Genomic DNA, 24972 nt, shown 5'->3' with positions numbered 1-24972 from the left:
CCCATCCGACCAAGGAAAGGACAGTGCCATGAACGCCGATGCGAAAACCGAGATCAAGGGCAAGGAACGCTACAGGGCGGGCGTCCTGAAATACGCCCAGATGGGCTATTGGGACGGCCATTACGAGCCGAAGGACACCGACCTGATCGCCCTGTTCCGCATCACGCCGCAGGAAGGCGTCGATCCGATCGAAGCGGCGGCCGCCGTTGCCGGCGAAAGCTCGACCGCCACCTGGACGGTCGTCTGGACCGACCGTCTGACCGCCTGCGACCAGTACCGCGCCAAGGCCTACCGGGTCGACCCGGTGCCGGGAACGCCGGGGCAGTACTTCTGCTATGTCGCCTATGACCTGATCCTGTTCGAGGAAGGCTCGATCGCCAACCTGACGGCCTCGATCATCGGCAATGTCTTCTCGTTCAAGCCGCTGAAGGCCGCCCGGCTCGAGGACATGCGCTTCCCTGTCGCCTATGTGAAGACCTTCAAGGGCCCGCCGACCGGCATCGTCGTCGAACGCGAGCGGCTCGACAAGTTCGGCAAGCCGCTGCTCGGCGCCACCACCAAGCCGAAGCTCGGCCTGTCGGGCAAGAACTATGGCCGTGTCGTTTACGAAGGGCTGAAGGGCGGGCTCGACTTCATGAAGGACGACGAGAACATCAACTCGCAGCCCTTCATGCATTGGCGCGACCGATTCCTCTACTGCATGGAAGCCGTCAACCATGCTTCCGCCGTCACCGGTGAGGTGAAGGGCCATTACCTCAACATCACCGCCGGCACGATGGAGGAAATGTACCGCCGCGCCGAATTCGCCAAGGAACTCGGCTCGGTCATCGTCATGGTCGACCTGATCGTCGGCTGGACGGCGATCCAGTCGATCTCGGAATGGTGCCGGCAGAACGACATGATCCTGCACATGCACAGGGCCGGCCACGGCACCTACACGCGCCAGAAGAACCACGGCATCTCGTTCCGCGTCATCGCCAAGTGGCTGCGTCTCGCCGGCGTCGACCACCTGCATGCCGGCACCGCCGTCGGCAAGCTGGAAGGCGATCCGATGACCGTGCAGGGCTATTACAACGTCCTGCGCGAAACCAAGAACGAGGTCGACCTGCAACGCGGCATCTTCTTCGAACAGGACTGGGGCGACATCAAGAAGGTCATGCCGGTGGCCTCGGGCGGCATCCATGCCGGACAGATGCACCAGCTGCTCGACCTGTTCGGCGACGACGTGGTGCTGCAGTTCGGCGGCGGCACGATCGGCCATCCGATGGGCATCCAGGCCGGCGCGACCGCCAACCGCGTGGCCCTCGAAGCCATGGTGCTCGCCCGCAACGAGGGCCGCGACATCGCCAATGAAGGGCCGGAGATCCTGAGAGCCGCCGCCAAGTGGTGCAAGCCGCTCGAAGCCGCCCTCGAGACCTGGGGCAATATCAGCTTCAACTACACCTCGACCGACACTTCGGACTTCGTACCGAGCGTAAGTGTCCTCTGACAGAGCGAGAGAAAAGGAGAAACGACATGCGTATCACCCAAGGCTGCTTCTCGTTCCTGCCGGACCTGACGGACGAGCAGATCACCGCGCAGGTGGAATACTGCCTGCGCAAGGGCTGGGCGATCGGGGTCGAGTACACCGACGATCCCCACCCCCGCAACACCTATTGGGAAATGTGGGGTAATCCCATGTTCGACCTGAAGGACGCTAAGGGCGTGATGATGGAGCTCGATGATTGCCGAAAGGCCTATCCGCAGCACTACATCCGTCTCAATGCTTTCGATTCGATCCGCGGTTTCGAGACCGTGACGATGTCCTTCATCGTCAATCGCCCGGCCAAGGAACCGGAACTCAGGATGACCAGGACCGACGGTCCGGGCCGCTCGCAGCATTACTCCTGGTCGACCATCGGCTGACGAAAGGACGAGACAATGGCAATGCCCGAGACAACCGTGACGCAGGAGAGCCCGCCGACTTCGGTCGACCTCGCCGAGGAATACCGGACCTCGGGCGTCGCCGAGATCCTCGAAGAGCTCGACCGTGACCTTGTGGGCCTCAAGCCCGTGAAGCGGCGGATCCGCGAGACGGCGGCGTTGCTGCTGGTCGAGCGCGCCCGCCGCGCCATGGGCCTTTCCCACGAGCCGCCGTCGCTGCACATGAGCTTCACCGGCAATCCCGGCACGGGCAAGACGACGGTTGCCCTGCGCATGGCGAACCTGCTCCACCGCCTCGGCTACATCCGCAAGGGCCACCTCGTCTCGGTGACGCGCGACGACCTGGTCGGCCAGTATATCGGCCACACGGCGCCGAAGACCAAGGAGATCCTCAAGAAAGCCATGGGCGGCGTGCTGTTCATCGACGAGGCCTACTACCTCTACCGGCCGGACAACGAACGCGACTACGGCCAGGAAGCGATCGAGATCCTGTTGCAGGTGATGGAGAACAACCGCGACGACCTCGTGGTGATCCTCGCCGGCTATTCCGACCGCATGGATCGCTTCTTTGAAAGCAATCCTGGCTTCCGCTCGCGTATCGCCCATCACATCGACTTCCCCGACTATGCAAACGACGAACTGCTGTCGATCGCCGAGACCATGCTGGAGCGGCAGGGTTACCACCTCGACGCGGAAGCGACGGCCGTCATGACCGACTACATCGCCCGCCGGCGTAGCCAGCCGCATTTCGCCAATGCGCGGTCCATACGCAACGCGCTCGACCGGGCGCGCCTGCGCCAGGCGAACCGCCTGTTCGAAGAAGCCAAGGGGCCGGTCAATGCCGAGCAGCTGTCGACCATCATCGGCCGCGACATTGCCGCAAGCCGCGTCTTTGCCATGAAGCCGGCCGCACCGCCCGAACATCGTCAGGAGACAGCATGAGCCCGAAGACCATCATTGCCCCCTCGGTCCTGTCTGCGGATTTCTCGCGCCTTGGCGAGGAAGTGGAAGCGGTCTGTCGTGCCGGCGCCGACTGGATCCATCTCGACGTGATGGACGGGCATTTCGTGCCCAACATCACCTTCGGCCCGCCGGTGATCAAGGCGATCCGCAATCGCACCGACAAGGTGTTCGACTGCCACCTGATGATCGAGCCCGTCGACGGCTTTCTCGCCGCCTTCGCCGATGCCGGCTGCGACATCGTCACCGTCCATGCCGAGGCGACCACCCATCTCGATCGCTCGCTGCAGGCGATCCGCGACCTCGGCTGCAAGGCCGGCGTGTCCCTCAATCCCTCGACGCCGGAAAACGTCATCGAATATGTCCTCGACCGCCTCGATCTTGTCCTGCTGATGACGGTCAATCCCGGCTTCGGCGGCCAGGCCTTCATCCCCGCCGTGGTGGACAAGGTCGCGCGCATCAAGGCGATGATCGGCAATCGGCCGATCGTGATCGAAATCGACGGCGGCGTGACACCCGAGACCGCGCCGCTCGTTGCCCGGGCCGGCGCCGACATCCTCGTCGCCGGCTCGGCGATCTTCAAGGGCGGAGCGGATGCCTATGCGGGCAATATTGCCGCCCTGCGCCACGCCGCAGACAATGCGATCCGTCCCCTCGTCCAGAACGAAAGGTAGCTCCATGGCATCCACCGCACCGCTCTGCCATTTCGGTTGGAAAGCCATCGACGCCCGGCTGCCGAGCACCGAGGGACGCGCCCGCTCCATTCTCGATCTTGCCGGACCGAACGGTCTCGTCGTCGCCTTCATCTGCAATCACTGCCCCTATGTGAAAGCGGTGATCGGCCGGATCGTGCGCGATGCGCTGGAGCTCGAGGCGCACGGAATCGGCTTCGTGGCGATCAACTCGAACGATGCGACGGCCTATCCGGAAGACAGCTTCGGCAATATGAAGCGATTTGCCGCCGATCACGCCCTGCCCTTCCCCTATCTGCATGACGCCGACCAGTGGGTCGCCAGGGCCTATGGCGCCGTTTGCACGCCGGATTTTTTCGGCTTCAACAAGCGCATGGAGCTGCAGTATCGCGGACGGCTCGATGCCTCGCGCAAGGAGATCGGCCCGGCGGATCTGAGGCGCGACCTGTTCGAGGCGATGGTCGGGATCGCCAGGACCGGCAAGGGGCCGGAGGAGCAGCATTCGGCAATCGGCTGTTCGATCAAATGGAAGCAGGACCCGTCCTGGGCCGGCGCGGAGATGATGACACACCGTTGAGCACACGATCATTCGTCGCGATCGCCGCGGCATCGAAGACCTCACCCACCAAACTCCAGTCGTATGCAGGCATGTCGCAAACGTCAAAAGCCGCCGATGATCCACCATCGGCGGCTTTGTCTATTGCTGTCGAGCCCGTCTCGACCGGCAGGCCTGCGTGTCCCCCGACAACCTCAAGCCCCGCCCGTTTTGGCTTCCGAAAGGAAGAGACACGGACAGGGCTCAGGGGGAGGAGCTCGGAAGCCTCGCTTAAGCCGGCAGCGCGCCGGATTGCTTGGCAATATGGGTGGAGATCGCATCCATTAAGGCCGGCGACAGCGCATCATAGGGCGGGAGCCCGAGTTCATTGAGGCGCGCGCGGATCTCGCCCATCTTGTCGGGGCTGACCCCGCTCTCGATGACCGACGAAACGAAGGCGGCGAATTCCGGCGGAGACCAGCCGGTCTGGTCGCTGAGTTCGGTATGGACGAAATCCAGGCCATAGAACGGATGCTTGGTGTTCTCGATGCGGCCGTACATATGCGTGCCGCAGTCCTTGCAGGCATAACGCTGGATGGTCGCGTTCGGGTCGACGATGTGAAGCTTCTCGGCGCCGGAGGTAACCTTAACGTTGTCACGCGACACGACGGCGATCTGTGCGAAGATCGCGCCTTTGGGCTTCCAGCACTTGGTGCAGCCGCAGGCATGGTTGTGCGCCGTCTGGGAGCTGATTTCGACGGTCACCGGATTGGTAGCGCATTTGCATTTGAGCGTGCCCCCGGAAAAGCCGGGCTTGGCCGGCGGAAAGCCGTTGTCGATGGCCGGATGCAGTTTGATCATGGGTCCCTCCTCCTCAAGTTTGGACGTCTGAAGCGTCTTCAATCGGGGACAGGATCGGAGCAAATCAGGCGATCGGCAACATAGCGGAAAGTGGCGGTTTTTGGCGCGGTTGCGGCATTCGAGGCGAAGCCGGCAACTACCGGCCGCGGGCCCGCAGCATGGCGCGGGCCGGATCATAGCCCCAGACGGCGGCCAGCATGAAGACGACGAAGCAGCCTGAGACCCAGGCCAGGGCTTCGAGATTGAGCTGACCATAGAGCGCGAAGCGGATCAGTTCGACCGCATGGGTGAACGGGTTGTAGGCACAGATGTCGCGTAGCAGCGGCGAGCTCTCCGCCATCTTCCAAAGCGGGTAGAGGGCCGACGACAGAAAGAACATCGGGAAGATGACGAAATTCATCACGCCGGCGAAGTTCTCCAGCTGGCGTATGGTCGACGAAATCACCAGGCCGAAGGCCCCGAGCATCAGGCCGCTCAGCAACAGCGCCGGAAGCACAGCGAGGTAGCCGAGCGGCGGCAGGTCGATCCCGGTCAGCGCCGCAAGACCCAGGAACACCATGACCTGCAGGATCGACACGATGACACCGGCCAGCAGCTTGGAGAACAGCAGCCACCAGCGCGGCAAGGGCGAGGTCAGCAGAAGCCGCATGGAGCCCATTTCCTGATCGTAGACCAGCGACAGCGACGACTGCATCCCATTGAACAACTGGATCATGCCGCAGAGTCCCGGCAGGATGTAGACCTCGTAGGTAATGTAGGTCTGGTACGGCGGAATGATCGACACGCCGAGCGCCGCACGAAAGCCGGCGGCAAACACGAGAAGCCAGACGAGCGGCCGCACGAGGGCGGCAAGGAATCGACCACGCTGCCTGACGAAACGCAGGTTCTCCCGGGTGATGATGGCGAGGAGCGCGGTCAGCCAGGCCTTCATGCCGTCGCCTCCGTGCCGTCAGCCGTCATCGCGAGGAAGGCCTTGGCCAGGCTGCGGTCGCCGGCCAGTTCAGCCGCCGGACCGTTGCTCAGCACCCGGCCGCGATGCAGCACCACGACCTGGTCCGACATGGCGATCTCGTCCACCAGATGGGTCGCCCAGAGCACGGCAAGCCCGCTTTCGGCGAGCCCATGCACATGGTCGGTGATCGCCTGCCGCGAGGCGGCATCAAGGCCGACGGTCGCTTCGTCGAGCAGCAGGATTTCCGGTTGGTGAACAAGCGCGCGGGCGATCTCCATGCGCCGCCGGTGCCCGCCATTCAGGGAACGCACCAGTTCGTCGGCGCGCTCGGCCATGCCGAGCTGGGCAAGGGCGCGGTCGATTGCCATGGCCGCGGAACGGCCCGACAGGCCGTGCAGTCCGGCGAAGTAGCGCAGGTTGCGGCGCACCGTCATGTCGAGATCGAGCGTCGGCTGCTGGAACACGACGCCGATCCGGGCGAGCGCTGCGCGTGGAGATGTGGCGATATCGAAACCGGCCACATTGATCATCCCCTCGTCGGCAACGATCAGCCGGGTCAGAAGGGCAAAGAGCGTCGACTTGCCCGCACCGTTCGGCCCGAGCAGCGCGCAGAACCGTCCCGGCTCAACATTGAACGAGACATCGTCCAGCGCCTTGCGCTCGCCGTAGCGAAAGCCGACATGGCTGATCTCGAGACCCTTCATGCCGCACCCTCCCGCTTCACCGTCGGAGGGCCCGTCCCATCGGCGATCGTTGCCGGCCGCCCGGCAAGCCGGAGCGTGCGTTTGGCCAGACGCCTCGCCTCCGCCTCGGAATGGGTGACGAGGATGACGGCGGGACCGGTCTCGGCGATCAGCGCCTCGGTCAGTTCCAGCATTTCCTCGGCCGTCTGCGGATCGAGCGAGACATAGGGCTCGTCCATGACGAGAAGTGCCGGGCGCCCGGCAAAGGCGCGGGCCAGCGCCAGTCGCCGCTGCTGGCCGAGCGACAACTGGCCGGGAAAGAGCCGGGCCTTGTCGGCAATACCTATGCGCTCCAGCGCAGCGCGCGCCGCATCCTCGCCGAGCGTCGGATGGATGAGGGTGAGATTCTGCAGCACGCTGCGCCAGGGCAGCAGAACCGGCTCCTGGAACACCATGGCGATGTTCTGCGGCCGGACAATCTCGCCCTCGAAGGCCTCGTCAATGCCGGTGATCAGCCGGAGCAGTGTCGACTTGCCGATCCCGGAAGCACCGAGAATGGCGACCGCCTCGCTATCGCCCATCTCGAAACGGATGTCGCGCAGGATCTCCGATGGACCGAAAGCTTTTCGCCGGACGTCGACCTTGATCATGCCGTCCTCCAGGCCCGCGCCCGCCGTTCGACCGGCTGCAGGATCAAGGCCTCGACCATCAACATGACGACGATGAAGGTCAGCGAATAAACCAGCACCATGGCGACGTCGAACAGCTGGAAATAGAAATGGATCTGGAAACCGACGCCGCTGGAACGGCCGAGAAACTCGACCACCAGCACGATCTTCCAGATGACCGCAATGCCGGAACGCGCGGCACCGGCAATGTAGGGGGCGAGCTGGGGAATGACGACATGACGCAGCCGCGCCATGGGCGGCATGCGATAGACCTTGGCCATGGCATCAAGGTTCGGATCGAGCGCGCGCGCGCCTTCGCGCAAGAGGGTCGCGACGTTCGGGATCTTGTTGAGCACGACCGCGATGATCGCTGCCGTCTCGTTGAGGCCGATCCAGAGATAACAGAGCACGATCAGGACCAGCGCCGGCAGGTTGAGAAACACCACCAGCCAGGGATCGAGCCACCGGTCCAAGGCGGGAAAGCGCCCCATCAGGAAACCGAGCGCCACGCCGATCGCCATGGCCGGCACAAAGGCCATCACCACGCGCGCAAGGGTCATGGCGAGATGATACGGCAAGGCACCGGAGCCGACCGCCCGGGCGAGCGGCTCTGCGAGCGCCCAGGGTTGCGGCAGGATGCTGGCATCCGCCGTCAGCGCCGCCGCGGAGACCCAGACCAGGAGCAGCAGGCCGAGCGATAGCGTGCGGACGATCAGCGGATTTTGGCCATTGTCACTCAAGGTGCAGGAAGACCCCCTTGGGCAGCGTGGTCGCCTTGCCGACAAGCTCCTCGCCGCCGAGTTCGGCCATCAGCCGCAGGAAGCGATCGGCGGCCGCCTCGTCGATCGGCTTGCCGCTCGGAATGCCGGCGCGATAACCGTCACGCAACGCCGCGAACTCGGCATCATCTGCGGCGTTCATCTGACCGCGTAGCCCCTCCCAGGCAGCATCATCGCTGCGCAGCAATTCTTTCGCCGCCACCGAGGCCTTGTAGAGCCCCTGCGCCACCTCGGGATGCGCCTTGACGAATTCGCCCTTGAGCACATAGCCAAGGAGTGGCGTGTCGGGGTCGAGCCCGAGTTCGGTCGCGGCATCGGCGACAGAAACGAGATCACGCATTCCCTTCGCCTTCATCTTGGCGAGGAAGTGCCAGAAGTTGATGGCACCCGCGGTCTCGCCCGACAGCGCCGACTTGAAGATCAGCGGCGGCGCGGCGAACACCTGCTCGGTTTCCTTCGCGAGGTCCATGCCGTATTTCTTCGTGGCAAAGGCCCGCAAAATGAGCCAGCTCTTGTCGAGCGGCCCGCCGGCGATGCCGATCTTCTGCCCCTTGAGATCGGTAAGCGCTTTGACCGGGCTGTCGTCCTTGACCACGAGACCGCCAACCGCGCGCGAATACGGAATGAAGACATAATCCTTGCCGGCGGCGCGCTGGTAGGCGACCCAGATCCAGTCGGCCACCATCGTGTCGGCCTCGCCTCCCTCGAAGGCAACGCGCGTCGCACCGTTGTCGGCATAGTCCTGAACGGACATGACGAACCCGTTCTTCCGGTCGAGCTCGTTCGCCTTGATCGTCGAAATCTCCCAGTTCACCGTACCGGAAGCCAGCATCGCCGCCCTGATCTGCGGCAGATCCTGCGCCATGGCCGGCGCCATGCCGAGCGCCAGCAGGCACCCCGTCAGAAATCGTCTAAAGACACGCATCGCTCGTTCTCCCCGGGATTGCCGCCCTTGCCTTCGCGGCTCGTTGACCAGCGGCTTCTACACAACTCTTCTGGCAATTCGCCAACCTGTCCAGCCTATTCCTTGCGCTTGTCGGCGACGCTCAGGTCGGCGTTGAGGTCCATGTCGTACTGCCCGTCGGCGCAGAAAACGTCGTCCAACTCGAAGCCATCACCGTCGGCCTCGATATTGGCCGGATCGACCTCGCATTGCATGGTCTTCAGCATGTCCTGGATCGCCTTCTGCTTGTCGGCAGGCACCTCGGCGGCCGATGCGACAAAGGGCAAGGAAAGAAAGGCGGCAAGAAATACGGTCGTCATTTTCTGGCTGTGCATCGCAATCGTCCTTATGTCGGTATTGGCTTACTGAATGGAAATCGTCACCTTCTGCGTATCGCTCGTCGTGTTCGGAATGCGAACCTCGTAGGAACCGGGCTTGATGGCGATGAACGACATGGTCGCCACCCCGGCCTTGTCGAATTCAAGGCTGTCGATCGCCATGGGGCGCACCTCGATTCCATTGATGACGATCTCGTTCATCCAGATCGCCCGGAAGAAGGGAGCGCCGGTGATTCCCAGTTCAGCGGAGCCGTCGGCGGTGATCTTCATCTCGTAATAGGCGCCCGATTGCAGCGCCACGTCGCCCTTGCCGAGCGGCTGGCCCGAGGCAAGCGTGATCTCGATCGGCTCGCCGCGATTGCATTTGGCCAGGAGCCCGGCAAAGCCGAGCTTGTCACAGAGCGGTGCCGCAGTGGCCGGCGTGGCGACGATCGGACTGACCAAGGGAATGGCAATGAGAGCGGCCAATCCCGCCAAAAGGTTTATCGTCATCGATGAATTCCTCCCAATATCGTTTCAATTTCAAAATGGTCAGTTCGGTGCGACGACGACCCCCCAGGGCTGCTCGCCGACCGGAACCGAACGAATGACCTTCTCGGCCTTCACGTCGATGATGCTCACATCGTTGGAATTGCCGTTGGTGACGACGAGGAATTCCTCGCCCGGCGTGAAGGCCATCTGCCAGACGCGCTGGCCGACGAGCAGATAGTCGAGCACCTCATCGGTCTTGGCGTCGATCACTGCAACGCGATTGGCCGGCCCGAGCGCGACGAAGACCCGCGATCCGTCGCTGGTCGCCCGGACGCCGACCGGCTGCAGCCATTCCGGCAGAACGCCGGGAACTTCGAAGGTTATCTTCTTGTCGACCTTCGGCTCCCCGGCGCCGAGATTGATGACGGAGACGGTACCGCCGATCTCGGCGCTGACATAGAGCTTCTTGCCGTCGGCCGTGAACTCGGCATAGCGCGGCCGCTGGTCGACAAGCACATTGTGCACGATCTCGTAGGTCGAGGTGTCGATGAAATGCGCCATGTTGGTGGTTTCGGAGGTGTTGATCAGCGTCTTGGAGTCGGGGCTGACCGCGACCCCCTCCGGTTCGACACCGACCGGGATCTCCGCCAGAACCTGATGCGTTTCTGTGTCGACGACCGTCACCAGGTTGTCGTCCTCGTTGGCGACATAGAGTTGCTTGCCCGAGGGGTTGAGCGCGAACAGTTCCGGATCAGGACCGGAGGGAAGGGTATGCAACTCCTTGTAGGTCTCGGGATCGAAGACGCGCACCGTGTCGTCGTCCGAGGCGCACACATAGAGTTCCTTGCCGTCGGGGCTGATGGTGATGCCGCGCGGCCGGTTGCCGGCGGGGAACTCGGCAATCTTCTCCCAGGTCTCGCTATCGAGAACGGTCACCGTGTTGCCGCGCTCGTTGGTCACGAACACCTTGTTGGCGAGGGCGGAGCCGCTGGCCAGAAGGGCGGCAGGCAGGATGATCCAGGCGTAACTCGGCATTCTATCCTCCAAAGGCACGGCATGCGGTTTCGGGTGCGTCTATGCCCAGCGTGTCGAGCGGCGAATGCTGGTGAAGATAGCCGTCCTGGGGAGAGACCGATACGGTGATGCGGCCGTCGCCGAGCAGGATCGGCTGCCGCAGCTGCCCGTTCCACGCGCGGAAGGTCAGCTTCTGGCCCTTGAAAGCGGCGATCTCGAAATCCTTCGACAACAGATAGGAGCGGATCGAGGCGACATCCGGTTTGCCGGACCGCGTCACCGCCTCGCCGATCACGCGGACGGCAAGCCACGCCTGGTAGTCCTCGTCCCGCGCACCACGGCCCGTCAGCTTCTCGAAACGGCGCTGGAATTGCGTCGCGCCCCAGGATTCGTGCGCCTGGTGCCAGCTGAGCGGCATCAGGCCCGCCGAGCCGGCGACCGGGCGCGGATCCCAGGAATGGTAAGGCAGATAAGCCGCGAAGACGTCGGTCTCGTCGGCCGCGACGGTAACGTCGTGCTCCTCGGCGCCTTGCATGAACACCGGGATCTGCTTCTGGACCAGGACATGGCCGGTATCGGTCCGCCGCGCGCCGCCGGTATCGACGAATTCCCGCTCCTCGACGATCTTCGCGCCGAACTTCGTCGCCGACTTCCGGTAGCTTTCGGCGAGCAGCTTGTCCTCAGGATGGGAGCCATGGATCAGGAGGATGCGCGGCCACTTCTTCCACATCAGGAACTGCACGACCCCGTCCGTGAGCATCGACCGGCTCGGCGCGATGTGCAGGACATTGGCCCGGCACTCTGCGTCGCGCAACGCATCGTCCCGCGCCCCGGCATTGAGCAGCAGCACGTCCGATCCCGCCCGATCGGCCAGCGCCTTCAGGATTTCCCCATCGGAAATAACGGCGATCAGCTTGACGCCTTCGGCCTTCAGCGCATCGAACGCCGCCTCGGCCTGTTCCGGAGGCACGGCCTTGGTGGTCAGCTGATAGTCCATACCGGTGAAGGCGCCCGTCGTGCGGTTGTCCTCGTTGCCGAGCGTGGCACCGGCAAAACCAAGATCCGCAGGCGCGACGTCGAGCCGGGAGATCGGCGGCAACTTGGCGCGATCGACGCGAAGGACGGCGGTTTTCACCTCCTCGGCCCACGCAGTCTGCGTTGTCATCCAGGCAGCACAGAAAATGGCAAGCCCAAGCCGCTGTTTCGACATCGTCGGAATGACCTCCCAATCTTCCTGACACATCTTAAAGTGGAGAATAGACGAGAGGTTTGTGCCGCGAAACCGATACTTATGGATCGTGGTGTCGCCGGCTCGCTATGTTAGGCTGGATCGCATGCAGCGTATTCTGATGTCACTTGTGCTGGTCCTGATCCCCGTGTTTGCCTTGGCCGCGCTGGACAAGCCGCTCAAGCCGGGCGCCCGAATTGCCTTTCTCGGCATGACCTTCATCGATACGTCGACGGAAGGCGCCTACGACGGCGAGCGACCCGACCAGACGGCCCGCACCCGCCTTCTCGAAGAGACGACGCGGCAACGCCTGCGCGACGAAGGTTTCGTCGTTCTCGACAACCAGCCGATCGCCGACGAACTCGCCGGCACCACCAATCCCGCCGACTGCTACGGATGCGAATTGCGGATGGCCGAGCGACTCGGCGCCGACTACGTGCTGGTCGGCGAGGTTCAGAAGGTCTCCAACCTGATTCTGTCGATGAATCTGGTTCTGCGCGACGTGAAGTCCGGGGAGGCCTTGCGTGCGCTCGCCGTGGATATCCGCTCGAACACCGACCAGAGCTGGCTGCGCGGGCTCAATTACATCTTCAAGAACCACTTCTTCAAATCGTGAGGAGACCCATGGGACAGCTTCGTAATTTCCTGCTGACATTCTTCCTTCTGGCACCGGCGATCGCCTTTGCCCATGGCCCGACGCGGCAGAAGCTGAGCCTGGCCGTTGACGTCAAGGCTCCCCCGGCAGAGGTCTGGGCGGTGATCGGCAATTTCCAGGACATGAGCTGGCACCCGGCGGTCTTTTCGTCGACCGGCACGGGCGACAATGCGATCGACGCCACGCGCGTTCTGACCCTCGGCAAGGAAGGCGGACCGACGATCTCGGAGCAGCTCTACAAGTATGATGCGACGAAGATGACCTATTCCTATCGCATCACCGCGGTGGACGTGGCCGTCCTGCCGGTCACCAACTACTCGTCCCACCTGACCGTGACGCCGACGGCGACCGGCGGCTCCCATATCGAGTGGCGCGGCGCCTTCTATCGCGGATATCCGAACAACGACCCGCCGGAAAACCTCAACGACGCGGCCGCCATCGCTGCTGTCACCGGCGTCTACAAGGCTGGCCTCGATGCCCTGGAAGCGAAATTCGGCAAGTAGGACGCTCCTGGTCCTCGGTGCCATCGCGGCGCTCTGGGCGCCGCGGTCGGCCACGGCCGACTATGCCTATGTGACAAACCAGTCCTCCAGCGATCTGAGCATCATCGATCTCGAGCGGATGACCGAAGTCCGCCGCATCCCCGTGCCCGGAATGCCGGCCGGCATCGCCGTCTCGGAGGCGCTTCAAGCGGTCTTCACTGTCAGCCCCGACAGCAAGACGCTCCGCCGCTTCGGTATGGCGTCCGACCTTCCGCAGATCGAACGCCAGTTGGACGGGGGTCCGATCGGCGTGGCGGTCGACGAAAAGCGCCGCCGGGTCTTCGTCTCCGACTGGTACAATGCCCGCGTGTGGGTCCTGACGGCAGACGATCTCACCCTCACGGCAGTGCTGGAAACCGGCAGCGCGCCGGCAGGCCTTGCAATCTCACCGGACGGCCGCTGGCTGGCGACCGCTGATCGTGATTCCAATCAGGTGTCGATCTTCGATGCAGAAACGCTCGTGCTCGTCCACCGCATCACGGTCGGCGAGCGGCCCTTCGGCGTGACCTTCGCGCCGGATGGCCGGATATTCTCCGCCGATGTCGGCAGCAATACGGTAACGGCCATCGATCCCGAAAGCGGTGCCATCCTCGGCAAGGCCAAGACGCGCGAGCGGCCCTATGGCCTGGCTTTCGCCGCGGGGCGTGGCTTCGTCACCAACCAGTATGATGACACCGTCAGTGTCTTCGACGCCGAGACCTATGCACCGGTCGCTGTGATCGATGTCGGTGGCTATCCCGAAGGCATCGACACGACCGGGGACGGTCTCAGGGTCGCCGTCGCCAATTGGGATTCGAACACCCTGTCGGTGATCGACGCCCGGACCTTGAAGGTTGTCGGCGAGGTTGCGACCGGCGACGGTCCCAGGGCCTTCGGGCTGTTCCTGTCAGCCAGGATGCAAGAGGAGTAGACCCATGCGTTCGCATTCGCGTCTTCTTGCCGTGGCCTTCGGCCTGGCACTCCTATCGTCGGGTCCCGCCTGCGCCGAAGACGAATGGTCCGATATCCGGCAGCAGCTGTTCGGCGCACGACCGATCGCCGCCGCCGACGGAATCATCACCCTGGATGCGCCCTATCGCTCCGAAAACGACGCAAGGACAGTCATCGGCGCAACGCTCGCCGCACCGCCGGGCCAGATGATCAGGGAAGTCACGCTGGTGCTCGATCGCAATCCTATGCCGGTCTCCGCGGTGTTGCGACTGTCCCAGCCCATGGCGCGCGTCGCCGTCGAAACGACATTGCGGGTCAACGGTCCGACGCCTGTTCACGTCGTCGGCGAACTGACCGACGGTCAGTTGCTGGCCGCGGAGGGCTTCGTCAAGACATCGGGTCAGGGCGCCTGTGCGGCGCCGCCCGGCAGCGACCCGGAGGCAGCGCTGGCGACGCTCGGCAATATGGAGATCGAGATCGGCCATGAGCGCGGGACCGACGATGGCCATCTGTTGGCCAATCTCGCGCGGCTGAGGAACCAGCAGGTGTCGATGAACCTCAAGATCAGCCATCCCAGCCATTCCGGCATGCAGATGGACCAGATCAGCCTGCTCTTCATTCCGATGCGTTATGTCGAGACCGTGGAGATCGATCTGGACGGGCGCCCCTTTGCCGAGCTCACGGGCTCGATCTCGCTCAGTGAAAACCCGGAATTCCACCTGTCGATCCCGGCAGCGACCCATGTGATCGACGTGACGATGACCGATACTGACGGGACGGTCGGCCGCAAGACGCAGAGACTGACGAGTTACTGATCGGCGCCAGGCTCTGGTTGCAGTTGCACGGTCGGATGGCCGGCCGCGGCCCAACCTTCGCTGCCCTCCGGATACCAGTAGACCTTGCCATAGCCAAGCTCGAGCGCGCGCTTGGCTGCGTTCCACGACATCCAGCAGTCGGGAAGACAGAAGAACAGCAGCGGCTTCGTCTGGTCGCCCCCGGTCGCCTTTTCCAGACCGTTGCGGAAATAGGCGAGCGTGGGGTCCGCCAGCTTGCCATAGCCGGTATTCGGCAGCCAGATCGCGCGCTCGATCGAGATGCGGGGCTTCTCGTTCCACACCGTGCCCTCGGGCAGCTTTGCCGGCTTGGGTGGCCGTGGCAGCACGTCGATGAAGGCCGCGCCCCCGCTCTCCCACAGTGCATGCGCTTCGGCGGTCGAAACGACCGTCGCGCCGGCAAGCGTCGCCGGCACCGGAGCACGATATTCGTCTTCCCGGTAAGCGGCCGGCTCCTCGACTGTCTGGCGGGTTGCCCCCTGTGTCGCGGCCGCTTCCTGCGCCGCAGGCGCCGTCGGAACCAGCAAAAGCATGCCGACAAGAAGCAGCTGCGTACGGGTCATTTTGCTGCCTCCAGCGGGGCCGTGCCCATGTCGTTCAGCAGTGGCACGCCCGCCTCCATCAGGATCTGGTTGATTCTTGCCTGATTGCGGCGGATGAGCGAGTTGAGCTTGCGCTCCCAGACCTTTTCACCTTGCCGGACGCCCATGGTGATGCGGTAGAAAAGCTTCGGCGGCAGCGGTTCGGCAAGAAGCGGCGTCACCTTGAAATCCGGGTGGCTCTGCTTGACCAGGGGACCGCCGATCGGCCCCCAAAGGATCGCCGCATCGATGACGCCGGCCTTCAGGTCGGCCAGCATATCCCCGGCCGGATCCTGGTAGCGTCGGTCCACCATCAGGTCGTAGCCCTTGGCCTTGGCCAGAAGGCCGTGAAGCGCCATATGGGTTCCGGGCGGGCTGCCCGCGACCACCCCGACGCGCTTGTCCTTCAGCGCAGGGTCGCCGATGGCCGTGACACCGGCGAGCGGGCCGTCCGTGGGCACGATCAAGACGAAGCCCGAGGTGTAGTAGTGATTGGTATTCAGCACCATCTCGTCGCCTTGCGCATAGCCGATGACGACGTCGCAATTATAGGCCTGCAAGGTCTTGCGGATGAAGCCGGTCGCCATCGGGAACCAGGTATATTCCAGCGGCAGCTTGAGTTCGGCCGCCAGCAGTTCGGCGATCTTGTTCTCGAACCCCGCCCCCGACTTGTCGGACATGGGCATGTTGGCCGGGTCCGCACAGACCCGGAAGGCCGTTTTCGACACGAGGTCGGAGGTCTGCGCCGCCGCCGGGGCTGCGGCGCCCACGGCGAGAAGCAGGCTCACCAGAACGGACAGGCGACTAGTTGCCAAGGCAATCGGCTTCCGCTTGACGGATGGCATCGGATTTCGGCTCCTTCTTGCCCGGCCGGCCTCTCGGCAACGCCTCGGCGCCGCGCGCCTTCAGATAGGTATAGATGTCGTCGAGATAGCACATGACGTTGGCGTTCTGGCCGAATGACGGCATCACCGAGTTCTGCGCGGCATCGACCTTCTTCCGCCCGTTCGTCACCACGTCGACGAAGGCGTAGTAGTCCAGGTCGATCGCCGATTTCTTCAGCGCCGGCGCATAGCTCGATCCTTCGCCTTCCGGTCCGTGACAGACATGGCATTCGGAATGATAGCGACGGAAGCCGGAATAGGTCATCCAGTCCATCGTACCGTCCGGAGCAATATTGAAGGTCGGCACACCATCCGCGGTGTAGTACCGGCCGTTCTCGTTGGTAACGGCAGTGATATTGTCGACCTTTTCCGCATCCTGCGCCGTTGCTGCACTGGCAAACAGCGCCAAGGCGGCAAGCGAGGTCGGCAGAGCTGATAGTCTTCTGGTCATGTTGCGTCCTTTTGGGCCAGAGAACGAACTGGCGCGGGCTGATGTCACCCGCGCCAGCTTCATTGGCGTTGGGCTGCCGTCAGTTCGGCAGCGAGAACACGGTGAGCGTACCACCGAGCGCGGTATAGTCGCTGAGGGCTGCATAGCCGCCCACGGCGCCGAGACCTTCGTTCGGGTTGGTCAGGCCGGCTGCGAGACCGATACCGGCCCAGCCGCCGACGCCGGACAGAACAGCCACATACTGCTTGCCGCCATGGGTGTAGGTCATGACGTTGCCGATGATGCCGGAGGGGGTCTTGAAACGATAGAGTTCCTTGCCCGTATTGGAATCGACGGCCTTCAGGTAGCCTTCGAGCGTGCCGTAGAACACGACATCACCAGCCGTTGCGAGCGCGCCGGACCAGACGGAGAACTTCTCCGGCAGAGACCACTTGATCTTGCCTTCCTTGCCGTCCCAGGCAATGAAGTTACCCATGCCGCCATGGCTGCCCGGAGCGGGATACATCGACAGCGTTGCCCCGACATAGGGCTGGCCGGCGGTGTAGCTGACGCGGAAAGGCTCATAGTCCATGCAGACGTGGTTGGTCGGAACGTAGAACAGCTGGGTTTTCGGCGAATAGGCCGCAGGCTGCTGGTCCTTGGTGCCGAGCGCGGCCGGGCAGATGCCGGTCGAGTTCACGTCTTCGCCGTTCTGTTCGGTCGAATACTGCGCGACGACCTGAGGACGACCGTACTGGTCGGACTTCGGATCCATCACGACTTCGGTCGCCCAGTTGACGGCGGGGTCGTACTTCTCGGCCACCAGCAGTTCGCCGGAGACGCGATCGAGCGTATAGCCGAAACCGTTGCGATCGAAGTGGGTCAGCAACTTGCGTGCCTTGCCGTCGATCTCCTGTTCGGTCAGGATCATCTCGTTGATGCCGTCATAGTCCCATTCGTCGTGCGGGGTCATCTGGTAGACCCATTTGGCCACGCCGGTGTCGGCGTCACGAGCGAAGATGGTCATGGACCAGCGGTTGTCGCCCGGGCGCTGTGCCGGATTCCACGTCGAAGGGTTACCCGAACCGTAGTAGATCAGGTTTTCTTCGGCATCATAGGAATACCAGCCCCAGGTCGTCCCGCCGCCGATCTTCCACTGGTCGCCTTCCCAGGTGTTCAGACCGGAATCGGCACCGACCGGCTTGCCGAGATGGGTGGTCTTCTCCGGATCGATCAGCGTGTCGCTGTCGGGACCCATCGAATAGCCGCGCCACAGAAGCTTGCCATCGGCGATCGAATAGGCCGTGACCGAACCGCGCACGCCGAACTCGCCGCCCGAAATGCCGACGATGAGCTTGTCCTTGACCGGCATAACGGTCGCCGTGTTGGTTTCGCCCTTCTTCGGATCGCCGTTCTTGACGCTCCAGACGACTTTGCCGGTCTTCGCGTCGAGCGCGACGACCGTGGTATCGGCCTGATGCAGGAAGATCTTGCCGTCGGCATAGGCGACGCCGCGGTTGACGGTGTCACAGCACATGACCGGAATGACGTCCGCGTCCTGCTTCGGCTCGTACTTCCAGACGATCTGGCCTTCCTTGCTGAGATCGAGCGCAAACACGGTGTTCGGGAACGGCGCATGGACATACATCATGTCGCCGATGACCAGCGGCGAGCCTTCGTGACCACGCAGCACGCCGGTCGAGAAGGTCCATGCGACCTGCATCTTGCCGACATTGTCCTTGTTGATCTGGTCGAGCTTGGAATAGCGCTGGTTGGCGTAGTCGCCCGTCTGGATGGCCCACTGGTTGGGGTCATCGATGATTTTCTGCAATTCCGGATTGGCGAAGGCGACCTGTGAGCCGCCTATGGTCAACACGGCAAGCAATGTGAGAAGTCGTTTCATTGTATCCTCCCGTTGAGTGATGCCGATCAGGGTCATCCACCCTCTTCGCCCCGGGAAAACCTCGCGGTCTCCTCCTTCCCGGCATCGGCTTTGCGAAAATCCCCCGAGACCTTGCACCTCGGATGTCCGAGGCTTCGATCTCATTATCCTGCTGGTCACGTCCCTCCTGTCGTTAGAGGTGCGCGGCGACTTACACTAAGAAGCCGCGAACCCACCTGTCGCCTTCTGGTGCGACACATCGGCACCGGTTGATGCCGGTGCCATGCGCAGTCTTGTCACGCGGCGTTGAGCCGCTCGGCGTGCCAGCGCACGTGGTCCTCGCCGAAACTCGCCACAAAATAGTAGCTGTGGTCATAGCCCGCCTGCATGCGCAGGACGCCGGGCTGGCGCCGCTCTGCGATCAGGCTGGCCATGGCCTCGGGGCGCAACTGTTCGAGGAACTGGTCCATCGCGCCCTGGTCGATCAGAATCTCGCCGGCCCAGCCCCGTTCGGCGAGCAGCAGGCAGGCGTCGTACTCCACCCAGTGCGCCTCGTCGTCGCCGAGATAGGAGGAGAACTGCTTGCGCCCCCAATCCGATCGTGTCGGATTGACGATCGGGGCAAAGGCGGACACCGAACGAAATTGCGCCGGATTGCGAAAGGCGATCGTCAGGGCGCCGTGCCCCCCCATCGAATGGCCGGTGATACCGTGCACACCGTTGAGCGGCTGCTCCGCCATGAGCAATTCGGGCAGTTCCGAAACAATGTAGTCGTACATCCGAAAGTGCCGGGACCACGGCTTCTGCGTGGCATTGACATAGAAGCCCGCTCCCTGACCGAGGTCATAGGCCTGATCGTCGGCGACGCCTTCGCCCCGCGGCGAAGTGTCCGGAAAGACCAACGCCAGGCCATGTTCCGCCGCGTGGCGCTGCAGCCCCGCCTTGGTCATGGCATTCTCATGCGTGCAGGTCAGTCCCGACAGGTACCAGAGCAACGGCACCGGCCGGTTCCCGGCCTGCGGCGGCAGGAAGAGGCCGAAGGTCATTTCGCCCCCGCAAACCTCGGAGCTATGCCGGTAGACCGACTGTGTACCGCCGAAGCACCGGTTTTGCGATACGAGTTCCATCGGCCCACTCAATAGATCACGACGCCGCGGATGCTTTCGCCCTTGTGCATCATGTCGAAGCCCTTGTTGATGTCGTCGAGCGGCATGGTGTGGGTGATCATCGGGTCGATGAGGATCTTGCCCTGCATGTACCAGTCGACGATCTTCGGCACGTCGGTGCGGCCGCGCGCGCCGCCGAACGCCGTGCCCATCCAGTTGCGGCCGGTGACCAGCTGGAAGGGGCGCGTTGAGATCTCCTGGCCGGCGCCGGCCACGCCGATGATGATCGACTTGCCCCAGCCGCGATGCGAGGCCTCCAGCGCCTGGCGCATCACCTTGGTATTGCCGGTGCAGTCGAAGGTGTAGTCCGCCCCGCCGATCAGGTCGCCATTGCGCTTGGTCAGGTTGACGAGATAGGGCACGATGTCGTCGCCGACTTCCTTCGGATTGACGAAATGCGTCATGCCGAACTTTTCGCCCCAGGCCTTGCGGTCGTTGTTGATGTCGACGCCGATGATCATGTCGGCACCCGCCAGCCGCAGGCCCTGCAGCACGTTGAGCCCGATGCCGCCGAGCCCGAAGACGATGGCGGTCGCGCCGATCTCGACCTTGGCGGTGTTGATCACGGCGCCGATGCCGGTGGTCACGCCGCAGCCGATATAGCAGATCTTGTCGAAGGGGGCGTCCGGGTTGACCTTGGCGACCGCGATCTCCGGCAGCACGGTGAAGTTGGAAAAGGTCGAGCAGCCCATGTAGTGGTGGATCTTGTCCTTGCCGATCGAAAACCGCGAGGTGCCGTCCGGCATCAGCCCCTGGCCCTGGGTGGAGCGGATGGCGGTGCACAGGTTCGTCTTGCGCGACAGGCAGGAATAGCATTCGCGGCATTCCGGCGTGTAGAGCGGAATGACGTGGTCGCCCTTCTTCACCGAGGTGACGCCCGGTCCGACATCGACGACGATGCCGGCGCCCTCATGGCCGAGAATGGCCGGAAACAGGCCTTCCGGATCGGCGCCCGACAGCGTGAAGTCGTCGGTATGGCAGATCCCGGTCGCCTTGACCTCGATCAGCACCTCGCCGGCCCGCGGGCCTTCAAGCTCGACTTCAGTGACGACAAGGGGTTTTCCGGCCTGAACAGCCAGAGCAGCGCGTGTGCGCATGGAATGCCTCCCGGTATCTGCGTTATTGAATGCCGGCCTTCTGCGACCTTGGGGTGAGAGTACAGACCAGCCAAGCGCACTGACAATTGCGACCTTAGTGTGTAAATCAGCACCTTTGGCATCCCCCTCCGTTTGCCTATAGTGACACAAGGTCGAGGAGGGACTTCATGATGAAAGCCGTGAACCTGGTGCTTCTGTTGGCGCTCGTCCCGGGACCGGGCGTCGCCGCAGACTTTTCCGACCCCGACTGGCCCTGCATCCAGCGCAAGGTGGAGAATCTCTCGGCGGGACTGATGTGGCCGCATCCCGTCACAAAGACTGCCCTGTCCCCGGAAGCGGAAGAACTCGCCGCCGTGCTGGCGCTACGCCGCGTCAGCCTGGAGGAAGCCGAAACCCATGTGCGCGATTTCGTCGCCAGGCATCCGTCCGACGCGCAAGCGCTCGGTGCCATCTTCCTGAGCGTTTTCGACAGGCTGTCGGAGAACCGCAAGCACCTGATGTCCGGCATTGCCCGCTACTCGCAGAGCCAGATCGCCCTCTCGGCCAGGATTGACGCCGATCGCATCGAAATGGCGAAATTGAGCGCGGAGAAGGCGCCGGATTTCGACCGGATCGACAAACTCGAGGAAGAGATGGACTGGAACGAGCGCATCTATCTCGACCGCTCGCGGGCGCTCACCTATGTCTGCGAGACGCCGGTCCTGATCGAGAAGCGCGCCTATGCGATCGCGCAGATTCTGCTCAAGCATCTGCCCAAATAGCGTCTGCGGCTACTCCCATTCGAGTTCGGTATAGGCCACGGTGGCGTTGCGCGGATTGTGCAGGTCGAACAGCTGCCAGTGCCCCGCTTCGCTGCGGCCGATCGTCCTGATCGCCGCGCTGAGCGTCAGTCCCGCCTCCAGCGCAGCGCGCGTATCCGCCTCCAGCACGCCGAGATAGCGGGATTGAGGGGCCGCGGCCTCCGGCCAGGCCAGTATGGGACCTCCGTGGCCGGGGACCACCTGACCCGCCGGCATGCGCATCATGTCGCCGAGAACCGCCTGCCAGCCCTTCAGCGAGCCGTCGAGTGCCGGGGCATATTCGTCGAACAGCAGATCGCCGGCAATGAGCACGCGCGACGTTTGGTCGAGTACCGTAAGATCGGTCGCAGTGTGCGCCGTCGGCCAGGACCGAAGCTCGAGAACACGCCCGCCGAGGTCGATGGTCTCCAAAGGTGCAGCATTCCGATCCGGGGCGATGATCCGGCTGCCGAGAAAGGCCTGCGCGCCGATCAGCCGGTCGAAGCTGATCTCGTAACTGCCGGCCCGATCGGCCAGCGCCCGCGGCAGGTTCTGCTGTCCGACGACCACAGCGCCTGCCTCGCGCAACGCCTCGGCGCCGAACACGTGATCCGGATGCATATGGGTCAGGATCAGGTGCGAGATCGGCAGGTCGCTGTGTTCGCGAATGGCGAGATAGACCTGTTCGCCGACCTGACGCGAGCCGCCGGAATCGATGACCGCGATACTGTCGGCACCGACGACGAAGGAAATATTGGCGACATCGCCGGCATTCGTCGCATCCGGCTCGGCGATCGCGCCGCGATGGACGAACAGGCCCGGCATCACCTCGGCAAAGGCGAGACGCGATCGTGGTCGCACCGCGCAGAACGGCTTGCCCGCACCGCCCTTTGACAGCCATGCGGGCGGGCTGGCAAGGACCTGCTCCTCGCAATCCGCCTCACTTGCCGCGGCATGGCCCGGCAGAAGCGCGGTGCGGCAAACCTCATGCGCAACGGCGGCCCCTTGCGGATCGGCGGATGCCAGCAGGCAGATCGTCACGAATGCCTCGAACACATCTCACCTCCGATCCGCCTCGAACATGGTCGCGCTCAGCCTGGGACCGCGCCGGCTACCCCGCAACACATCCGAAAGGCTCGGTTCTGCGCATCGGCGCGCAGGAGTATGATGCATCTCCACACGGCTCTATGTCGTGTCTGGTCCTTGAAAGCGGGGACTTACCGTCATGAGACAGGTACTGGCAGGATTGTCCTTCTTGCTCGCAGCAGGCCTTGCCGGCGCCGAGGAGGCTTTGCCCGACAATCCTCTGATCGATGGACCGACATGGAATACGATCAAGGGCGCCATTGTCGGCGATGCGGTCCTGCGCGATGCGGCGCCACTATTGTCCCTCGTCGCGCCCTATCGCGCCGACGACGCGGCGACCGTGCCGGTGACGATCGAGCAGACAGATCCGACCGGCGGCCCGATCAATGCCATCAAGCTGGTGATTGATGAGAACCCGGCGCCTGTGGCCGCCGAAATCCGCTTCGGTGCGGCCATGATGCCGCTGAAGTTCGAGACGCGCGTCCGGGTCAACCAGTATTCCAATATCCGCGTCATCGCCGAGACCCCGAACGGCAGCTATATGACGGGACGCTTCGTCAAGGCGTCCGGCGGCTGCTCCGCGCCGGCCACCAAGGACTCGGCGGCAGCACTGACCGGCGTGGGCGAGATGCGGCTTAAGCTCTTCGACCTTCCTGTCCCCGACCAGACCTCGCGGCGCGAGGCGCAGATCATGATTCGCCATCCGAACTATTCCGGCTTGCAGCGGGACCAGGTCACCCAGCTCTTCATCGGGGCACATTTCATCAACGAACTCGAAGTCCGCCAGGGCAAAGAGCTGCTGTTCTCTCTCGAAGGCGGGATCTCCATCAGCGAAAATCCGGTCTTCCGCTTCAACTACATCGACAACGGTTCGCCTGACTTCACGGTCCATGCCGTCGATACCGAAGGCAATACCTTCGATCGGGTATTGCCGAAACGGCCACCCGCCTGAGGCCCGGAAGAACGAGGGTCAGAAGCAGAGCATCTCGGCTTCTGCCTGGGCGCGTCTGAGTTCGGCGACCATGGTCTGCGACACGACCGCCGTCTTGTACATCGCCAGTTGCTCGCCGCTCCCCTGCTGCAGGGCGAGCACCGTTTCGGCCTCGACATATTTCTCGTAGGGCAGGATCGACGCGATAATGTCGATGGAGCATGCGCACTTGCGCAGGACCTCGCGGTTCTGACCATTGGTCGCCATGCAGCCGAAGACATAATCGGTGCGGGCCTCTGTCGGATAGTCATTCAACCGCTCGGAAACGCCCTGCCCGCCGGCCGGCGCGGCCAGCAGCATCGCCGCGAGGCAGAGCGCCACCCGTCTCATGGTTTGTCCTCCCCGCCGTCCGACAGAGTGACGGCTGCGGTATAGCCGATGTCCGCCTCGCCGGCCCCTTCCGGCACGGTTGCCTGTAACGAGTAGTACCAGCCGGGTATGTCTTGCGAGACGGTGACGGCGAGCGCGAGTTCGGCAAAACGTCCCATCTGGGCGCGCGCCTTGTCCTCGGCAAACGGCCGGATCGTCACCTGGCTCGCGGCAATGTCGCGCTTGCCGAAGCGTAGCGACACCGGCACGATCTCGGCTTCCTTCAGCAAGGCTTCCTTGACCCGGTTGCGCATGTAAAACGGGCTTCCACCTGACTGCTTGGCGATGTCGGCAAGCGCGCTCTCGAGGAAGTACATGATCAGCGGATTGCCGACCGAGGCCGGGAAGGTGCCGATGAACCGCATCTGCGGGCCCCTGTGCAGGATCAGGGCGACATTGTCGTCCGAGGTCAGTTGCAGGCCGATCGTGTCGTTGTCGGGCGACTCGCCCTTCTTCAGGGGGGACACCACCCGCTTGTAGACCAGGGTGTCTTTGCCCTTCGCGCCCTCAGGCGGCGGTGGCGAAGCTTCGAGGCCCGAGAGAGCTCCCTTGCGGAACAGCAGATCGTAGGTTTCGGCAGCCGACAGTGGCGCGGCCGTCCAGCCGAGAAAGACGAGAAGAAGCAGAAAGACGCGCATGGCAAACCTCCCTTTTTCCGTTGAGCCTAGTGTCGCCGGCGCGCTAGTCACCGCAGACATTG

30 protein-coding genes are annotated in these 24972 nt (G+C 63.5%); 11 read left to right on the top strand and 19 right to left on the bottom strand.

Annotated features, from left to right (window positions below):
- Positions 1–28 precede the first annotated feature (28 nt).
- The 5 genes from AC07Y0_RS23770 to AC07Y0_RS23750 are packed head-to-tail and all read left to right on the top strand — an operon-like array spanning position 29 to position 4152.
- Positions 29–1489: a form I ribulose bisphosphate carboxylase large subunit gene (locus AC07Y0_RS23770; RefSeq protein ID WP_498680062.1), complete on the top strand. Its 1461-nt coding sequence runs from the start codon at positions 29–31 to the stop codon at positions 1487–1489.
- A gap of 26 nt (positions 1490–1515) precedes the next feature.
- The gene (locus tag AC07Y0_RS23765; protein WP_498680061.1) at positions 1516–1905 is read left to right on the top strand and encodes a ribulose bisphosphate carboxylase small subunit; all 390 of its coding nucleotides are present in this window, start codon (positions 1516–1518) and stop codon (positions 1903–1905) included.
- A gap of 15 nt (positions 1906–1920) precedes the next feature.
- Positions 1921–2865, top strand: a complete 945-nt coding sequence (gene cbbX / locus AC07Y0_RS23760) for a CbbX protein (RefSeq protein ID WP_498680060.1) — start codon at positions 1921–1923, stop codon at positions 2863–2865.
- Positions 2862–3557, top strand: coding sequence for a ribulose-phosphate 3-epimerase (gene rpe, locus AC07Y0_RS23755; protein WP_498680059.1), 696 nt, complete (start codon positions 2862–2864; stop codon positions 3555–3557). The genes cbbX and rpe overlap by 4 nt, the downstream gene beginning before the upstream one ends.
- 4 nt (positions 3558–3561) lie before the next feature.
- Positions 3562–4152: a thioredoxin family protein gene (locus AC07Y0_RS23750; protein ID WP_498680058.1), complete on the top strand. Its 591-nt coding sequence runs from the start codon at positions 3562–3564 to the stop codon at positions 4150–4152.
- Positions 4153–4401: 249 nt separating this feature from the next.
- On the opposite strand, the gene gfa is transcribed toward AC07Y0_RS23750, so the two are convergent.
- From gfa to AC07Y0_RS23700, 10 genes are all read right to left on the bottom strand, one after another.
- A complete protein-coding gene (gene gfa, locus AC07Y0_RS23745; protein WP_498680057.1) occupies positions 4402–4971 on the bottom strand; it encodes an S-(hydroxymethyl)glutathione synthase in 570 nt (189 codons plus the stop codon).
- Positions 4972–5107: 136 nt separating this feature from the next.
- Positions 5108–5902 (bottom strand): ABC transporter permease, encoded by a 795-nt coding sequence (locus tag AC07Y0_RS23740; RefSeq protein ID WP_498680056.1) that lies wholly within the window; start codon positions 5900–5902, stop codon positions 5108–5110.
- Complete coding sequence (locus AC07Y0_RS23735; protein WP_498680055.1) at positions 5899–6627, bottom strand: ABC transporter ATP-binding protein; 729 nt, start codon at positions 6625–6627, stop codon at positions 5899–5901. The genes AC07Y0_RS23740 and AC07Y0_RS23735 overlap by 4 nt, the downstream gene beginning before the upstream one ends.
- Complete coding sequence (locus AC07Y0_RS23730; protein WP_498680054.1) at positions 6624–7256, bottom strand: ABC transporter ATP-binding protein; 633 nt, start codon at positions 7254–7256, stop codon at positions 6624–6626. The genes AC07Y0_RS23735 and AC07Y0_RS23730 overlap by 4 nt, the downstream gene beginning before the upstream one ends.
- Positions 7253–8014 carry an ABC transporter permease gene (locus tag AC07Y0_RS23725; RefSeq protein ID WP_498680053.1) on the bottom strand — a complete coding sequence of 254 codons (762 nt, stop codon included), beginning with the start codon at positions 8012–8014 and terminating at the stop codon, positions 7253–7255. Before AC07Y0_RS23725 ends, AC07Y0_RS23730 begins: the two co-directional genes overlap by 4 nt.
- On the bottom strand, positions 8007–8978 hold the full coding sequence (locus AC07Y0_RS23720; RefSeq protein WP_498680052.1) for an ABC transporter substrate-binding protein: 972 nt from the start codon (positions 8976–8978) through the stop codon (positions 8007–8009). The genes AC07Y0_RS23725 and AC07Y0_RS23720 overlap by 8 nt, the downstream gene beginning before the upstream one ends.
- Before the next feature lie 95 nt (positions 8979–9073).
- On the bottom strand, positions 9074–9331 hold the full coding sequence (locus AC07Y0_RS23715; RefSeq protein ID WP_498680051.1) for a hypothetical protein: 258 nt from the start codon (positions 9329–9331) through the stop codon (positions 9074–9076).
- 27 nt (positions 9332–9358) lie between these two features.
- Positions 9359–9826, bottom strand: coding sequence for a hypothetical protein (locus AC07Y0_RS23710; RefSeq protein ID WP_498680050.1), 468 nt, complete (start codon positions 9824–9826; stop codon positions 9359–9361).
- 39 nt (positions 9827–9865) lie between these two features.
- Positions 9866–10840 (bottom strand): YVTN family beta-propeller repeat protein, encoded by a 975-nt coding sequence (locus AC07Y0_RS23705; protein ID WP_498680049.1) that lies wholly within the window; start codon positions 10838–10840, stop codon positions 9866–9868.
- 1 nt (position 10841) lies between these two features.
- Positions 10842–12029 carry an ABC transporter substrate-binding protein gene (locus AC07Y0_RS23700; RefSeq protein WP_498680048.1) on the bottom strand — a complete coding sequence of 396 codons (1188 nt, stop codon included), beginning with the start codon at positions 12027–12029 and terminating at the stop codon, positions 10842–10844.
- Positions 12030–12153: 124 nt separating this feature from the next.
- Here AC07Y0_RS23700 and AC07Y0_RS23695 point away from each other — a divergent pair, with 124 nt between their 5' ends.
- Genes AC07Y0_RS23695 through AC07Y0_RS23680 form a run of 4 tightly spaced genes read left to right on the top strand, consistent with a single transcriptional unit; the run spans position 12154 to position 14989 of the window.
- A complete protein-coding gene (locus AC07Y0_RS23695; RefSeq protein WP_498680047.1) occupies positions 12154–12663 on the top strand; it encodes a DUF3280 domain-containing protein in 510 nt (169 codons plus the stop codon).
- Between the two features lie 8 nt (positions 12664–12671).
- On the top strand, positions 12672–13205 hold the full coding sequence (locus tag AC07Y0_RS23690; RefSeq protein WP_454747597.1) for an SRPBCC family protein: 534 nt from the start codon (positions 12672–12674) through the stop codon (positions 13203–13205).
- Positions 13177–14154: a beta-propeller fold lactonase family protein gene (locus AC07Y0_RS23685; RefSeq protein WP_498680046.1), complete on the top strand. Its 978-nt coding sequence runs from the start codon at positions 13177–13179 to the stop codon at positions 14152–14154. The genes AC07Y0_RS23690 and AC07Y0_RS23685 overlap by 29 nt, the downstream gene beginning before the upstream one ends.
- Positions 14155–14158: 4 nt before the next feature.
- Positions 14159–14989, top strand: a complete 831-nt coding sequence (locus AC07Y0_RS23680; RefSeq protein WP_498680045.1) for a quinoprotein dehydrogenase-associated SoxYZ-like carrier — start codon at positions 14159–14161, stop codon at positions 14987–14989.
- Here the strand turns inward: AC07Y0_RS23680 and AC07Y0_RS23675 are convergent.
- The 6 genes from AC07Y0_RS23675 to AC07Y0_RS23650 all read right to left on the bottom strand — a co-directional run bounded on the left by AC07Y0_RS23675 (position 14983) and on the right by AC07Y0_RS23650 (position 21047).
- Positions 14983–15570, bottom strand: a complete 588-nt coding sequence (locus AC07Y0_RS23675) for a PQQ-dependent catabolism-associated CXXCW motif protein (RefSeq protein ID WP_498680044.1) — start codon at positions 15568–15570, stop codon at positions 14983–14985. The genes AC07Y0_RS23680 and AC07Y0_RS23675 overlap by 7 nt on opposite strands.
- Positions 15567–16433 (bottom strand): substrate-binding domain-containing protein, encoded by an 867-nt coding sequence (locus tag AC07Y0_RS23670; RefSeq protein ID WP_498680043.1) that lies wholly within the window; start codon positions 16431–16433, stop codon positions 15567–15569. Before AC07Y0_RS23670 ends, AC07Y0_RS23675 begins: the two co-directional genes overlap by 4 nt.
- Entirely contained in the window at positions 16393–16923 is a 531-nt protein-coding gene (locus tag AC07Y0_RS23665; protein ID WP_498680042.1) for a c-type cytochrome, methanol metabolism-related, read from the bottom strand. Before AC07Y0_RS23665 ends, AC07Y0_RS23670 begins: the two co-directional genes overlap by 41 nt.
- A 79-nt stretch (positions 16924–17002) precedes the next feature.
- Positions 17003–18805 carry a lanthanide-dependent methanol dehydrogenase XoxF5 gene (xoxF5, locus tag AC07Y0_RS23660; RefSeq protein ID WP_498680041.1) on the bottom strand — a complete coding sequence of 601 codons (1803 nt, stop codon included), beginning with the start codon at positions 18803–18805 and terminating at the stop codon, positions 17003–17005.
- Between the two features lie 275 nt (positions 18806–19080).
- Positions 19081–19911, bottom strand: a complete 831-nt coding sequence (gene fghA, locus AC07Y0_RS23655; protein WP_498680040.1) for an S-formylglutathione hydrolase — start codon at positions 19909–19911, stop codon at positions 19081–19083.
- 8 nt (positions 19912–19919) lie between these two features.
- Positions 19920–21047: an S-(hydroxymethyl)glutathione dehydrogenase/class III alcohol dehydrogenase gene (locus tag AC07Y0_RS23650; RefSeq protein WP_028737966.1), complete on the bottom strand. Its 1128-nt coding sequence runs from the start codon at positions 21045–21047 to the stop codon at positions 19920–19922.
- A gap of 170 nt (positions 21048–21217) precedes the next feature.
- Here AC07Y0_RS23650 and AC07Y0_RS23645 point away from each other — a divergent pair, with 170 nt between their 5' ends.
- Positions 21218–21808, top strand: coding sequence for a hypothetical protein (locus AC07Y0_RS23645; RefSeq protein ID WP_498680326.1), 591 nt, complete (start codon positions 21218–21220; stop codon positions 21806–21808).
- A gap of 9 nt (positions 21809–21817) precedes the next feature.
- Here the strand turns inward: AC07Y0_RS23645 and AC07Y0_RS23640 are convergent, their stop codons facing one another.
- Positions 21818–22882 (bottom strand): quinoprotein relay system zinc metallohydrolase 2, encoded by a 1065-nt coding sequence (locus tag AC07Y0_RS23640; RefSeq protein WP_498680039.1) that lies wholly within the window; start codon positions 22880–22882, stop codon positions 21818–21820.
- Between the two features lie 169 nt (positions 22883–23051).
- Between AC07Y0_RS23640 and AC07Y0_RS23635 the strand changes: the two genes are divergently transcribed.
- Positions 23052–23864 carry a quinoprotein dehydrogenase-associated SoxYZ-like carrier gene (locus AC07Y0_RS23635; RefSeq protein ID WP_498680038.1) on the top strand — a complete coding sequence of 271 codons (813 nt, stop codon included), beginning with the start codon at positions 23052–23054 and terminating at the stop codon, positions 23862–23864.
- Positions 23865–23882: 18 nt separating this feature from the next.
- Here the strand turns inward: AC07Y0_RS23635 and AC07Y0_RS23630 are convergent, their stop codons facing one another.
- The gene (locus AC07Y0_RS23630) at positions 23883–24233 is read right to left on the bottom strand and encodes a hypothetical protein (RefSeq protein WP_498680037.1); all 351 of its coding nucleotides are present in this window, start codon (positions 24231–24233) and stop codon (positions 23883–23885) included.
- A complete protein-coding gene (locus AC07Y0_RS23625; RefSeq protein ID WP_498680036.1) occupies positions 24230–24910 on the bottom strand; it encodes a hypothetical protein in 681 nt (226 codons plus the stop codon). Before AC07Y0_RS23625 ends, AC07Y0_RS23630 begins: the two co-directional genes overlap by 4 nt.
- Positions 24911–24972: the final 62 nt, after the last annotated feature.

The organism is Allorhizobium sp. GW101-3B10 (assembly GCF_059424725.1).
Note: the sequence above shows the minus strand (reverse complement) of the source record. Positions and strands in the feature narration are given on the sequence as shown.

Bases quoted from the DNA above. Each gene is read 5' to 3' on its own strand.
- AC07Y0_RS23770 (WP_498680062.1), top strand. From the start codon at position 29: ATGAACGCCGATGCGAAAACCGAGATCAAGGGCAAGGAACGCTACAGG.
- AC07Y0_RS23765 (WP_498680061.1), top strand. From the start codon at position 1,516: ATGCGTATCACCCAAGGCTGCTTCTCGTTCCTGCCGGACCTGACGGAC.
- cbbX (WP_498680060.1), top strand. From the start codon at position 1,921: ATGGCAATGCCCGAGACAACCGTGACGCAGGAGAGCCCGCCGACTTCG.
- rpe (WP_498680059.1), top strand. From the start codon at position 2,862: ATGAGCCCGAAGACCATCATTGCCCCCTCGGTCCTGTCTGCGGATTTC.
- AC07Y0_RS23750 (WP_498680058.1), top strand. From the start codon at position 3,562: ATGGCATCCACCGCACCGCTCTGCCATTTCGGTTGGAAAGCCATCGAC.
- gfa (WP_498680057.1), bottom strand. From the start codon at position 4,971: ATGATCAAACTGCATCCGGCCATCGACAACGGCTTTCCGCCGGCCAAG.
- AC07Y0_RS23740 (WP_498680056.1), bottom strand. From the start codon at position 5,902: ATGAAGGCCTGGCTGACCGCGCTCCTCGCCATCATCACCCGGGAGAAC.
- AC07Y0_RS23735 (WP_498680055.1), bottom strand. From the start codon at position 6,627: ATGAAGGGTCTCGAGATCAGCCATGTCGGCTTTCGCTACGGCGAGCGC.
- AC07Y0_RS23730 (WP_498680054.1), bottom strand. From the start codon at position 7,256: ATGATCAAGGTCGACGTCCGGCGAAAAGCTTTCGGTCCATCGGAGATC.
- AC07Y0_RS23720 (WP_498680052.1), bottom strand. From the start codon at position 8,978: ATGCGTGTCTTTAGACGATTTCTGACGGGGTGCCTGCTGGCGCTCGGC.
- AC07Y0_RS23715 (WP_498680051.1), bottom strand. From the start codon at position 9,331: ATGCACAGCCAGAAAATGACGACCGTATTTCTTGCCGCCTTTCTTTCC.
- AC07Y0_RS23710 (WP_498680050.1), bottom strand. From the start codon at position 9,826: ATGACGATAAACCTTTTGGCGGGATTGGCCGCTCTCATTGCCATTCCC.
- AC07Y0_RS23705 (WP_498680049.1), bottom strand. From the start codon at position 10,840: ATGCCGAGTTACGCCTGGATCATCCTGCCTGCCGCCCTTCTGGCCAGC.
- AC07Y0_RS23700 (WP_498680048.1), bottom strand. From the start codon at position 12,029: ATGTCGAAACAGCGGCTTGGGCTTGCCATTTTCTGTGCTGCCTGGATG.
- AC07Y0_RS23695 (WP_498680047.1), top strand. From the start codon at position 12,154: ATGCAGCGTATTCTGATGTCACTTGTGCTGGTCCTGATCCCCGTGTTT.
- AC07Y0_RS23690 (WP_454747597.1), top strand. From the start codon at position 12,672: ATGGGACAGCTTCGTAATTTCCTGCTGACATTCTTCCTTCTGGCACCG.
- AC07Y0_RS23685 (WP_498680046.1), top strand. From the start codon at position 13,177: ATGCCCTGGAAGCGAAATTCGGCAAGTAGGACGCTCCTGGTCCTCGGT.
- AC07Y0_RS23680 (WP_498680045.1), top strand. From the start codon at position 14,159: ATGCGTTCGCATTCGCGTCTTCTTGCCGTGGCCTTCGGCCTGGCACTC.
- AC07Y0_RS23675 (WP_498680044.1), bottom strand. From the start codon at position 15,570: ATGACCCGTACGCAGCTGCTTCTTGTCGGCATGCTTTTGCTGGTTCCG.
- AC07Y0_RS23670 (WP_498680043.1), bottom strand. From the start codon at position 16,433: ATGCCATCCGTCAAGCGGAAGCCGATTGCCTTGGCAACTAGTCGCCTG.
- AC07Y0_RS23665 (WP_498680042.1), bottom strand. From the start codon at position 16,923: ATGACCAGAAGACTATCAGCTCTGCCGACCTCGCTTGCCGCCTTGGCG.
- xoxF5 (WP_498680041.1), bottom strand. From the start codon at position 18,805: ATGAAACGACTTCTCACATTGCTTGCCGTGTTGACCATAGGCGGCTCA.
- fghA (WP_498680040.1), bottom strand. From the start codon at position 19,911: ATGGAACTCGTATCGCAAAACCGGTGCTTCGGCGGTACACAGTCGGTC.
- AC07Y0_RS23650 (WP_028737966.1), bottom strand. From the start codon at position 21,047: ATGCGCACACGCGCTGCTCTGGCTGTTCAGGCCGGAAAACCCCTTGTC.
- AC07Y0_RS23645 (WP_498680326.1), top strand. From the start codon at position 21,218: ATGAAAGCCGTGAACCTGGTGCTTCTGTTGGCGCTCGTCCCGGGACCG.
- AC07Y0_RS23635 (WP_498680038.1), top strand. From the start codon at position 23,052: ATGAGACAGGTACTGGCAGGATTGTCCTTCTTGCTCGCAGCAGGCCTT.
- AC07Y0_RS23630 (WP_498680037.1), bottom strand. From the start codon at position 24,233: ATGAGACGGGTGGCGCTCTGCCTCGCGGCGATGCTGCTGGCCGCGCCG.
- AC07Y0_RS23625 (WP_498680036.1), bottom strand. From the start codon at position 24,910: ATGCGCGTCTTTCTGCTTCTTCTCGTCTTTCTCGGCTGGACGGCCGCG.